Here is an 11,886-nt window from a genome sequence, read left to right as displayed (position 1 = left end):
TGCTGGCGAACCATTTTTCTTGAATGCAGACCTCAAGAACTTCAATAATATCAAGTACAGCATACAATCCAAGGGTAAGCTTAATCTCGGCCCTATTTATAAACTCTTTGCATTAGATGGTACCAATGTCGATGGTTTTATCTATACGGATTTCAGTTTAAAAGGTTTACAGAGCGATGCCACCAATGGTCATTATAACCGACTCCAAAATAGTGGTCAGTTAAGTATTGGAAACATCCAGGTTCAGTCCGACATGCTTCCACAGCCTATTGCAATTAGAAGTGGGAACTTCAGTTTTTATCAGGAGAAAATGAATTTCGATAAATTCTTGGTAGCCTATGCGAAGAATGATATTTCCATCAAAGGATATCTCAACAACATTATTAATTATGCAACAAGTAGTCAAGCACCGTTAAAGGGGCAATTTACACTCAGCAGCAAGAAAATCAATGTGGATGATTTTATGGTTTTTGCTTCTCCGGCCACATCGACGACTGCAAGCTCTTCGGAAAGTGGTGTAGTTCTTCTGCCTAAAAATTTGGACATTCAGGTCTTGGGGCTTGTCAATGCCATAGCATATAATAAAATGAATATCAAAGACTTCAAAGGTGACCTACAGATAAAAGACGGTAAGATGATTCTTCATAAGAAAAACTTTGAACTAGCGGGACTGAAAGTAGATATGAACGGAAGCTATCGTCCTCTAAATCCACGTAGAGCAAGTTTTGATTATGCTGTGAAAGCTGACAGCTTTGATATTCAACGCGCTTACAAAGAGATACCGCTATTCAGAGAAATGGTTAGCTCTGCCAAAAATGCTTATGGCCTGGTTTCATTGGATTATAAATTGGGTGGTTTATTGAATGGCAATATGCAACCAGTAATGCCCTCCATCGTCGGCGATGGATCCCTAACACTGAATCAAATTAAATTCAGAGGCTTCAAGTTACTTAATGGAATTAGTCAATCTACTTCCAAGGAAAAATTGAAAGATGGCGAAGTGAAAAAAGTTGTTATTAAATCCCATATCAAAAATAATGTGATGACCATCGAACGCACGAAAATGAAAATGATGGGATTCAGGCCTCGTTTTGAAGGTCAAGTGACCTTAGATGGGCGGATGAACCTGGGTTTTCGACTGGGCTTACCTCCTTTTGGAATCTTTGGGATACCTATGCGAATTACGGGCACTCCAGATAACTTTCACTTAAAAATGGGAAAATACAAAGAAGAAGATCTCGACATGGAAATGGATGACGAGGACAACAAAGTATATAAAGAATCTCAAAAGACGCAAGAATCACAGGCTAAATAAACTCGCAATAAGTTCTAGTAAAGTCTGTCAACACAATAGTGCTGCAGTAAAAACGTTGTTTAATATAACAGAAAGATTTGTTAACTTAAACAACGTTTTTAATTTTTGAAAACCATGAGATATATACTAATTATACCCATTGCAATGCTATCCATTTGCAGTTGGTCCAGTTTCCAGACCGTTAACGACCAGAAAAATCCCTTATATGGGAAAGTATTCCGTGAGATCAATGAAATTGCTGAATTAAAATCTTATACATATACAACTGGTGCACTTATTGAAACCGACAAGAATACCCAAGGAGACTTTCGCTTTGCTGCCGGCTATTTTACAAATGCCAAAAATGGTGTTTGTATTTTAGAGGAATTGTTACCCGATGATAGCAAAGGTAAAGTCAAATATAAGATTTTGGATACCATCAATATTCAAAAACTGAAGTCCAACGAGCAACTCAGCTTATGCAACTGCAAGCAAGGTGACAAACCAGACAGCGAAATTATAGCCATTAGCCGGGTCGATGAAAGCAAAGAATATTTCGACAAAATCGTCAAGGCATGGCGAATGGATACCAAAAGCCAAAAAATTATTCCTTTAAAAGACACAAAGGGTATCAGCTGCCTCAATGAAGGCTATGGCATCTAGCGGCGACAGGATTTTTTAAATCAATCCGTCAGCCTTCAACTTGTCAAACACATGCAAAACGCCAATGACCTGGATAGGTTCTTTCTGGTACTCTTGGTGTGAAAAATAACGAACGGCGCCAATCTCATTACTGGGTTCGATCTGCTCTGTTAATGGGTACAGAAAACAATCCTGTTCCATGATAACCTCTGGCACAAGCCCGTACGCCGGAGCTGTTACATGGCAATAATACGAGATTTTATCCGGATCCAGATTGATATTCAACTCCTCCAAAATCTCGCGACGTAGGGACTGCAGGGCTTCCTCCCCTGCATCAATCTTCCCACCTGGCAGATACCATGCCTTTCTATTGTTGCTATACGCCAATAATAATTTATCTTCCTTAATACTCACTAAACCCGCTGTAGGCAAATATTTTTTTGTTGTCTTGAAATCCATTATACGCTATTACTGATTAAATACGCTAGATGTGAAATTACTTCTTTTACAACATTTATCAAAGCGCAACAGCTCATCTGGAGAATCCTTCGTTAAAACTTCGCAAAAAATCAATACAGCGGGTCCAATCAATATACCGAAACATCATCGGCTAGTTTCTCTTTATGCACAAGCTTCCGTAGACTCTTCAAAAATGTCTCCGCGTGATTCATGGTGAAACAGAGCGGCGGTAATAGGCGGAGGGTATAGCGTCCTGCATATCCTGTAAAAATCTTTTCAGAAAACAAAAGTTCTTCCCGTAGGTGTTGAATATCGTTTTCAAACTCTACGCCAATCATCAATCCTTGCCCCCTCACTTCACTTACGCCATGAATTTTTCTTAATTCTCTCAACAGAAATTCACCTACAGCTGCGGCATTATCAATCAATTGCTCTTTTTGGATGACATCAAGTACAGCCAGTGCCGCCGCGCAAACCACATGACTACCGCCAAAAGTAGTGCCCAATTGCCCCGTGACCGGCTTTATTTTAGGCGAAATAATTGTCGTCCCCATCGGGAGGCCATTTGCAATCCCTTTGGCCACCGTAATTAAATCGGCTTCTATCCCAGCATGCTGATGTGCAAAGAAACGTCCCGTGCGCCCATACCCGCATTGAATTTCATCCAAAATAAGCATAGTCCCAGTTTTCGTGCAGATTGCTCTTACTTCCTGTAAGAAACTAGGACTTGCCCGATGAATCCCCCCGACACCTTGAATAGGTTCAATGATTACAGCGCAGTATTCTTCGGTTTCCAATTGTTTTTTCAAACTGGAGATCTCGTTAAAGGGTGTAAAGACAAATTGTTCACTGTCATTTAATGGTGCACGAATCGACCGGATATCCGTTGCCGAAACCGCGGCTGAGGTTCTCCCATGAAACGCATTTGACATCGCCAATACTTTCCTCCTTCCCGTATGGAACGAAGCTAACTTCAGTGCATTTTCATTTGCTTCGGCCCCCGAATTACTGTAAAAAACAGCATATGTAGGATAACCACAGGCACTGCCCAAGCGCTCGGCCAAACGATCCTGAAGATCGTTTGTAACTGCATTTGAATAAAATCCGATCTTATTCATCTGTTGTATAGTTTCTTCAACAACATGCGGATGGCTATGCCCAACAGAAATAACGGCATGACCACCATATAGATCTAAATAGGCCTGCTGCTGTTTATCATAAACAAAGCAACCAAGGGCTCGTTCGATCGCAATATCAACTTTCTCAAAAACGGGAAATGGTTTCATGAATGACTTCGATTAGTAAAACTCAAAAATCAACTTAAATCTCCTTTCATTCCTAGTCCAAGATGGTTATTTATTCCTAGTCCAGCCGTCACGTACAATAAACAAAATAACTCATCTTAAATAGAATAGCGCAGCACTGATCATGCATCATCTATCCGATGTATTTTAATCCTGCAGAACAATTGTATATTTGAACAATTACCCGATACAATAGCCTCATGCTTAGACCTTGGAATTTAACGATAGATATTGACAGATCCTCTTCAAAAGCGATTTACATCCAAATAGCGGATAACATTGCTGCTGATATACAATCTGGTCGATTGGCGAAAGGAACGGCCTTACCCAGTAGCAGATCTCTTGCAGCCCAACTAAAATTAAACCGAAACACGGTAATTGATGCCATACAGTTGCTGTTGAGCGAAGGCTGGCTGGTTAGTCAGACACGTAGAGGTATATTTGTAGCGGCTCAATTACCTTATGGCTCTAACCTATATATTGCACAAAAGATCGAATTATCTGATCATCAAGCCCCCACACGTATTATATTCGATGATGGTAATCCAGACAGCAAGATTGCCCCGATAGAACAGCTCGGACGGGCCTATCGTCAAATTTTTAAACGCAGCGCACGTTGGAAAATGATGGGCTATGCCGATCCCCGAGGACATCTTGATTTTCGGGAAGAAATCGCCAATATGCTCAACATCGAGCGCAACATGCACATTGATAAAAATAACCTATGCATCAGTCGTGGAAGTCAAATGGCCATGTACCTGGTCGCCCAATGCCTATTACGGCACGATGATTATATCTTTGTGGAGTCCCCTGGATACCATTCAGCCTGGAAAATCTTTGAAAAAGCTGGTGCGCGATTGATTCCTATCCCTGTCGATACCGATGGTCTTATCGTTGATGAACTTCTCCCACATTTATTGAAAAAAAGCAATATTAGGGCACTATATCTTACTCCACATCGACAATATCCAACCACTGTGACCTTAAGCAAAGAACGGAGATCACAATTAATAGCATTATCCAACCAACATAACTTCACGATCATTGAGGATGATTACGATTACGAATTTCATTTTGAACAAGCGCCCTATTACCCACTCGCTTCACAGCAGGAACTGATCAATACTGTTTACATTGGTACACTCAGCAAAGTTGTTGCACCAGCACTCCGTATCGGTTATCTGGCGACAAGAAACGAGCAGCTACTCCAGCAGGTTACCGAACTTCGCTACATCATCGATATACAAGGTGACAATATTATGGAGCAAGCTGTCCTGGAACTCATTCAGGATGGAACAATTCGTAGACATATCCGAAAAGCAACGCTGCTTTACAAAAAGAAACGTGATTTCATGATCGCCCAAGTAGACAAATATCTGCAGGATCATGTGAGCTATACTTCTCCACAAGGAGGATTGGCGGTTTGGCTATCATTTAAACATCAGATCGACTGGGCATTTTTATCCCAAAAATTAAGGGAAAGATCAGTCCATATACCGCATCCCGAAAACTACAGCAGAGAAAATATTTTTGGTGGAATACGACTTGGTTATGGATCCTTATCTGAGGAATTGATCGAGGAAGGAATCATCATTTTAGCTGAACTTTTGGAACAGGCGAAACGCTCCTTCCGATGATTTGAAACACAAAAAGCAACTAGACTATTTTGCGAATTGGACGAACATAGTTAGATTAATATTTCGTAAAAACAGGCGCATTCAATATTTAATTCCGCATCATAAAGACCGATTAAAAGATTAGTATAGACAATATGTAAAAAACAGTTAAAAGTGTTGGCAAAACGTAATTTTTTGCCATAAATCATTTTTTTCGCTTATTAATCGCATAAATTAACCGTAGTTTTACGGCGCAAAAAACACACGAGTCATTCCTAATAGGATAGCTATAATAAGAGAGAGAATAGAGTACATTAATTTATGACTGAGAGAATACCCAGCAGGCCGTATGCAGCAATTACTGGTGTTGGCGGATATATTCCACCGAATAAGAGATCAAATACAGATTTGGAGCAGTTTTGCGATACATCCGATGAATGGATTATCAAACGTACAGGTATTAAGGAGCGGAGAATTTTAGAAGAAAATCTTGCCACATCAGACATGGCTGTAAAAGCTATACAAGATTTGGCAACACAATATCATAAAAATCTGAACGATGTAGATGCGCTAATTGTAGCGACTTCTACACCCGATATGCCAATGCCGGCAACAGCAAATATCATTTTAGAAAAATTAGGTCTTACCAATGTTTGGGCTTTTGATGTCAACGCTGCTTGCTCTGGGTTTTTATATGCCTTAGACATGGCTTCAGCTCTCGTTGAGACAGGCCGTTATAAAAATGTACTCGTAGTCGGTGCTGACAACATCAGTACTTATGTCGATTTAAAAGATCGTTCGACCAATATTCTTTTTGGTGATGGCGCTGGTGTGATATGGCTTGAGCCATCTTTGGAAGGTGGAATTATGGATGCCTATCTATGTAGCAATGGCGCGGGAAAAGAATTCTTAAAAATCGAAGCCGGCGGTTCTTTGTATCCAATCGACAGTAATCTTCCTGTCAACGACAACAGATTCCTGAAACAAGATGGCAAAACTGTATTTAGACATGCTGTTCAGTCTATGAGCGACGCCTGTAATACGGTTTTACAACGCAACAACCTACAGATTGAAGATATCAACTGGTTAATTCCACATCAGGCTAATCAGCGCATCATTGATGCCGTTGGGCGTAGTCTGAATATACCAGAAGACAGAGCATTAAGTAATATCGAATACCTAGGAAATACCATTGCTGCCACGATCCCGTTGTGTATCTGGCAGAATATTAAAAAATTAAATACCGGTGATTTAGTCATGTTAACCGCCTTTGGTGCAGGTTTCTCTTGGGGAGCCAGCATATTTAAATGGATGATTTAAGCGATCAAAAACTTTAGTCGTCATAAAATTCACACTAGTATAAAACGTCAGGAATAAACCATTTCTGGCGTTTTTCTTTCTTTCCATCTACCAAAACCAGATTCGCCATCCCCCAATAAGAATTGATCTATCTTCCTTTTATAGGCAGAGTAGCGGAGAAAGGAATACGCTAACGGGGAAAGCACTAAGCTAGCGATAACCCGAAGGGCAAAACATGAAAATACATTGTAGACAAGGCTTACATAACAAGTTATTTTTATATTCAATAATAGGGAGTTTATAGGGACCTTATTCGGACCTTATAGGGACCTCATTCGGATGAACGCGGCTAAAGTCCGATTTATCTCCCAATAATCTACCAATAAAATCAGGATTATTTCATAAACAGTACGCCACTTATCCACTCTTTTTATAGCACAAAAAAAAGGGGCTTTGCGATGCAAAGCCCCCTTTAAAAATCCAATATAAAATCTCGTTTTTAATAATTTAATGACAAGCCCACACCAAAGCCCATATCGCTATCATAATGTGTTCTAAAAGCCATATTTTTGGTGATGACATAATTTAGTCCAGCCATATATTCAAGGTCTGAGTTGACCATAAAATCGCCACGGATCCTTCTAGCGATCGGGATATCCTCACGCATAAGCTGCAATCGCACAATTCCATCGTGATACACCTCTGCCTGAAAATTGACCAACATGGGTAAAGTATACATAAAACCCAGACTTAAAGCTTTGCGACTATCTTTTTTATTGGCCTGTCCAAAAATATTTTTCTCATGTTCATCCTCACCCATTCGACGATAACGATAATCAAAACCGACAAATGGCATAAACCATTGCATCTTCCCAAAGTATCTACCCAAGTGGGTTTCCACTTCATAACCGTGCATATCATTATACCCCAAACGCCATTCTGAACCAAGCTGCCAGCGTGCATTCTGAAACATTGCCTGACCGTCATTTCCATTGGTAGCGAAATCATTTTGCGCCATGAAATGAGTCATATTACTTTCCATCTGCAACTCCTTATAGGCTTTAGCTTTATCTGGAAGATAGGGATTTTTATAATCGTCCACAGCAAAAACGCGGTTCATCCCCGCCATCATATGATACAGGATATGGCAATGAAAAAACCAGTCTCCTTCTTCATTCGCTAAGAATTCGATCGTATCCGTCTCCATGGGCATGATATCCACCACATTTTTCAACGGCGCTTTTGATCCTTTTCCATTTAACAATCTAAAGTCAAAGCCATGCAGATGTATTGGATGACGCATCATTGAGTTATTATAGATGGTAATGCGCAATACCTCGCCCTTTTTTACAGGTATCTTATCCGTTTCAGAAAGAATTTTATTGTCCATGCTCCATACATAACGGCTCATATTTCCCGTCAGGGTAAATTTGAGATCTCGTATCGGCGCTTCTTTAGGTAGTTCAGTCGCCTGGGGAGACTCCAGCATCGCATAGTTGAGCGTGACAATATCGCCCAATGCATTGGCATTATAACGATTGGGATCTTCGTCCATGTTCATTTGTCCATGATTCATACCGCTATGTTTACTGTGATCTTCTTTTTTCTTTCCATCACCTGTAATTTCGGGATACATTACCACATTCATATCCATCTGGTTCAGGCTCATCTTCATGCCCATATCATTGAGATCACCATTCATCTTCATCATATCGTTCATCATCTTCATGCCCTCAAAATATTTAAGGCGGGGAAGCGGGGAAATCAATTGTTTAATACCATTTCCGACAAAATAACTGGCAGATTGTGTTCGATCTTCTGTTGTTGCCATGAATTCGTAAGCTGTACCTTCATTTGGTATGGTTACAACGACATCATAAGTCTCCGATACCGCAATCATTAATCGATCGACCTCCACCGGAACCACATCATTCCCATCATTGGCAACAACGGTAATTTTGCCACCTGCATAGCGCAGCCAAAAATAAGACGAAGCACCGCCATTGGAAATTCGTAAACGCACTTTATCTCCTGCTTTCAAAGCTTTACCATTCACCGACTTTAAATCCGTGGAATGAGCCCCGTTCATCAACACCTTATCATAATAGACATCACTGACATCCATCGCCAGCTGACGTTTCCATTCATTCGTGACTTTCGTCTTAAACTTCCCTTCTTTAATTGCTTCGACGTACGATTGTGTAGACCCTTTTTTTATCGCGGCCCAATCGTTGGCCGTGTGTAGCATTCGCTGAATGTTATCGGGGTTATAATTTGTCCATTCACTTAATATGACCGGAATCGTGGGTAAATCATCAATTCCTTTTCGGAAAGTCTTATCATCTGCACGCTTGTTGAGAATAAGGCTACCATACATACCGATCTGTTCCTGGAGGCCCGAATGCGAGTGATACCAATGTGTACCGTGTTGAATTATCGGAAAACGATAGGTATAAGTCGAATTCGGCTTTATAGGTTCCTGCGTCAGGTGTGGCACACCGTCTTCTTTGTTCGGCAGAAAAATACCGTGCCAGTGCAGCGAAGTACTTTCCTTTAACTCATTGTGAACAACAATTTCCGCCGTATCCCCTTCAGTAAAAGTCAGGGTCGGCATTGGAATCTGTCCGTTTACAGCTATTGCCCGTTTTGATTTGCCGGCATAATTGACAATGGTATCCCGTACATAAAGGTCATGACGAACCACCTTCTGGGCCAGCACTGTCAGTTGTGTCATCAATAGTAAGACAACCGTTAATATATTACTCTTTTTATACATGTTCATTCATTTAATTCATTAGTATTCCATTTCCCATCGGTCCTACGCCATATTGGTAGACCAATCTAGCACCATGATGCCCCGTGATAAATAGTGTCACCGATAAACTGATCAACAAAATCAATATCAAATAGTTTATCCAAGCACTTGTATCTTTTCGCAATCCAAGAAAATTCAGGACTGTAGTGCTACTTGCAATCCAAAAGTTGATCCAGGCAAAACGTTGATGGATCTCAAAAACCGCGAGGGCCTTTTCATCTGCATCGCCTGAAATATGGGTTGCGGTCTGAATTGCAGCAAGAGCTCCAAGTGTTCCCAGTAATAACAATCCGAAAGTCAGCACAGTGAAAGGACGTCGATGTTTTTTTAACAATAAGGCACCTATATGACTAATCAAGGCCATCAGCAAGAGCACAATCGGAAAATGTACCAATAGCGGGTGTAAGCTGGGCAGTCCTTCGAATAAGCTTTTCATTGTATTAATGTATTGTTTCTACGATAGATCCACAGGTGGCCATTGATTGACCTAAATAAGGATTTTCAATTTTCTTTTGTGTACTCAACCAATTGGCTCCTTTTCCATCACGATACATCGGACAATGCTGATAATAGACTGGAGCTTCAGGTTTGACAGATTTCATCAACACATACATATTTTTGGAAAGGGTCACAAAGTGCTCTCGCTTATGTTCATTTTCCGTAATCCCAGCAATATGCTCTGCGTCGAAAGCCAATTTCCGTTGGTATTCCTTCCAAAGTTTTCCTTGAACAGCATCTAATTGCTCGTTATTAAGTTTTGCAATGGCAGCCTGTATTCCTTTCGCTGCTGTCTGTGCAGCCGCGCCATTATCCTTAACCAATGCATCTTTCAGCGCGAAATAGGCGCTGTATAAGCCTGCAAAGGATTGCTAGCTGCTGTTACATCAACTTTCCCCGCCGATGGTTCTATTTTTGCAGCTGTATTATTTACTCTGGCAGCCTCTTTAGTCAAAGCGCTATCGCCTTTGCTTTTGTCGACATTCGTCGTTGCGGTATCCGCAGCAACAGGGACCGTATGATCTGCATGTGTATTTTTCGATGTTGAATTGTTGCATGCAACGAATATCAATGCGATCGCCACAATTAGCATAAACTTTTTCATAATTACGTGTATTTATAGGTTTAGATTTTTAATATAATTTCGATAGTTTGTTTCGTTTTCAAAATAGGAAACTTCCCCTTGATCGCCGGTAATTGCAATGGAAGCCGTCGCCTTATCCACTTCTTTTTTTGAAAAAGGATCGATGGCTACACGTACCGCAGCTTCTTGCGGTATGCGCTTTTTACACATTTCACAGCAACCATAATAATCCTTACCCTCGTGCCTGACCAGCAATTGTTTTTTCCCCATAAAAGCATCATTCACCATGCAAACTTGTGCTGTAGGGACGAGATCACCCAATTTATATTGAACTGACGGTACAGGCAAACTGATCGCCGGATCAGTCGAAGCTATTTGATCTTCAGCTTTGGTATTTGTTTGTGAACCGCTACAGGCCGTTAAAGACAATACAACAACCGATAGGATCGCTAGGAAATAATTCATAACACAGGCGATTAGTTTAACGTTTCTACTGTACTTCCACAACTAATCATTTGCGCTCCAAAGAATGGGTTTTTCACGGCATTCTCCTTACTTAGCCAATGCGCTCCCTTGCCTTCACTAAACATAGGGCAATGCTGATAATAAATAGGTCCGTCCAATTTACTCACCTTCAGCAGCTCATACAACGCATTTGAAAGAGATGCAAAAGCCACACGTTGCTTAGCAATATCTTTATTTTTAGTTATACCTGTCGCATCGCTTGCCAGCTTATTCATCACCTTCATCCATACGGTATGTTCATCGTGGCCAAGTTTATTCATATCGACAGCTTTGACTGCTGCTTGAAATGCCTCGGCATGAGCCGCTGCCGCCACCGCATCTGTCTTCACCAATGCATCCTTTAGCGCAAAGTAAGAACTTGCCAACAGTGCAAATGCGGTCTTTTCATCCGCTGCTTTTGAGTTCACCGAAGGCTGAATTGTTGTTTGTACGCCCTGACGATGATTCGTATGATCGATCTGCTGTTCAGTATCATTTTTTAATGCTGGTTTTAGGACTCGTTCATATTGTTCAGCTTTTGCCAATTGGACATAAGCATCATCTGGAGCCAGAAATTTTTCATTGTCGAACCCTGCCAATGCAATGCGCTTAAGAACCTCATCCGCGCTTGTTTTTGACGAGTCGTAGGTAACAACCGCCAGTTTGGTTGCCTGATTCCAGTCAACTTTCGCAAATTGTCCGTCCCGACCTTCTTTTTCAATGATCGTTTTAACAGCCGGTGTATTTCCAAAAATCTTTACAGTCGCTGTCTTTGCATTTTTAATTTGTGCATGTGTATGTTGGGTGGATAGTAATACAGGGATTACCAAACCAAGTAATGACATTAATCTCATGATTATCATATGTAGTAT

12 protein-coding genes are annotated in these 11,886 nt (G+C 40.8%); 4 read left to right on the top strand and 8 right to left on the bottom strand.

Annotated elements, in window-relative coordinates; all coding sequences use genetic code 11:
• The first annotated feature begins 19 nt into the window (after positions 1–19).
• Positions 20–1,315 carry an AsmA-like C-terminal region-containing protein gene (locus B3H30_RS02110; protein ID WP_070564783.1) on the top strand — a complete coding sequence of 432 codons (1,296 nt, stop codon included), beginning with the start codon at positions 20–22 and terminating at the stop codon, positions 1,313–1,315.
• A gap of 114 nt (positions 1,316–1,429) precedes the next feature.
• Complete coding sequence (locus B3H30_RS02105) at positions 1,430–1,957, top strand: hypothetical protein (RefSeq protein ID WP_139144954.1); 528 nt, start codon at positions 1,430–1,432, stop codon at positions 1,955–1,957.
• A gap of 15 nt (positions 1,958–1,972) precedes the next feature.
• On the opposite strand, the gene B3H30_RS02100 is transcribed toward B3H30_RS02105, so the two are convergent.
• Positions 1,973–2,395, bottom strand: coding sequence for an NUDIX hydrolase (locus B3H30_RS02100; protein ID WP_070564777.1), 423 nt, complete (start codon positions 2,393–2,395; stop codon positions 1,973–1,975).
• Between the two features lie 128 nt (positions 2,396–2,523).
• Entirely contained in the window at positions 2,524–3,681 is a 1,158-nt protein-coding gene (locus B3H30_RS02095; protein WP_070564774.1) for an aspartate aminotransferase family protein, read from the bottom strand.
• Positions 3,682–3,899: 218 nt separating this feature from the next.
• Here B3H30_RS02095 and B3H30_RS02090 point away from each other — a divergent pair, with 218 nt between their 5' ends.
• Both B3H30_RS02090 and B3H30_RS02085 read left to right on the top strand, forming a co-directional pair.
• Positions 3,900–5,336 (top strand): PLP-dependent aminotransferase family protein, encoded by a 1,437-nt coding sequence (locus tag B3H30_RS02090; RefSeq protein WP_070564771.1) that lies wholly within the window; start codon positions 3,900–3,902, stop codon positions 5,334–5,336.
• A gap of 300 nt (positions 5,337–5,636) precedes the next feature.
• Entirely contained in the window at positions 5,637–6,635 is a 999-nt protein-coding gene (locus tag B3H30_RS02085; protein ID WP_286777486.1) for a beta-ketoacyl-ACP synthase III, read from the top strand.
• 478 nt (positions 6,636–7,113) lie between these two features.
• Here the strand turns inward: B3H30_RS02085 and B3H30_RS02080 are convergent, their stop codons facing one another.
• From B3H30_RS02080 to B3H30_RS02055, 6 genes are read right to left on the bottom strand one after another with little or no spacing between them, the layout of a single operon-like run.
• Entirely contained in the window at positions 7,114–9,348 is a 2,235-nt protein-coding gene (locus tag B3H30_RS02080) for a multicopper oxidase family protein (RefSeq protein WP_313418319.1), read from the bottom strand.
• Positions 9,349–9,400: 52 nt separating this feature from the next.
• A complete protein-coding gene (locus B3H30_RS02075; RefSeq protein WP_070564762.1) occupies positions 9,401–9,865 on the bottom strand; it encodes a DUF2231 domain-containing protein in 465 nt (154 codons plus the stop codon).
• Between the two features lie 4 nt (positions 9,866–9,869).
• Positions 9,870–10,250 carry a DUF3347 domain-containing protein gene (locus B3H30_RS02070; protein ID WP_286777487.1) on the bottom strand — a complete coding sequence of 127 codons (381 nt, stop codon included), beginning with the start codon at positions 10,248–10,250 and terminating at the stop codon, positions 9,870–9,872.
• Between the two features lie 8 nt (positions 10,251–10,258).
• Positions 10,259–10,531: a hypothetical protein gene (locus B3H30_RS02065; RefSeq protein WP_070564756.1), complete on the bottom strand. Its 273-nt coding sequence runs from the start codon at positions 10,529–10,531 to the stop codon at positions 10,259–10,261.
• Positions 10,532–10,543: 12 nt separating this feature from the next.
• Positions 10,544–10,975 carry a hypothetical protein gene (locus tag B3H30_RS02060; protein WP_070564753.1) on the bottom strand — a complete coding sequence of 144 codons (432 nt, stop codon included), beginning with the start codon at positions 10,973–10,975 and terminating at the stop codon, positions 10,544–10,546.
• A gap of 11 nt (positions 10,976–10,986) precedes the next feature.
• Positions 10,987–11,868 carry a DUF3347 domain-containing protein gene (locus B3H30_RS02055; protein ID WP_070564750.1) on the bottom strand — a complete coding sequence of 294 codons (882 nt, stop codon included), beginning with the start codon at positions 11,866–11,868 and terminating at the stop codon, positions 10,987–10,989.
• Positions 11,869–11,886 lie beyond the last annotated feature (18 nt).

The sequence above is a fragment of the Sphingobacterium sp. UBA7038 genome, from assembly GCF_002494055.1.
Lineage (GTDB): Bacteria > Bacteroidota > Bacteroidia > Sphingobacteriales > Sphingobacteriaceae > Sphingobacterium > Sphingobacterium multivorum.
Note: the sequence above shows the minus strand (reverse complement) of the source record. Positions and strands in the feature narration are given on the sequence as shown.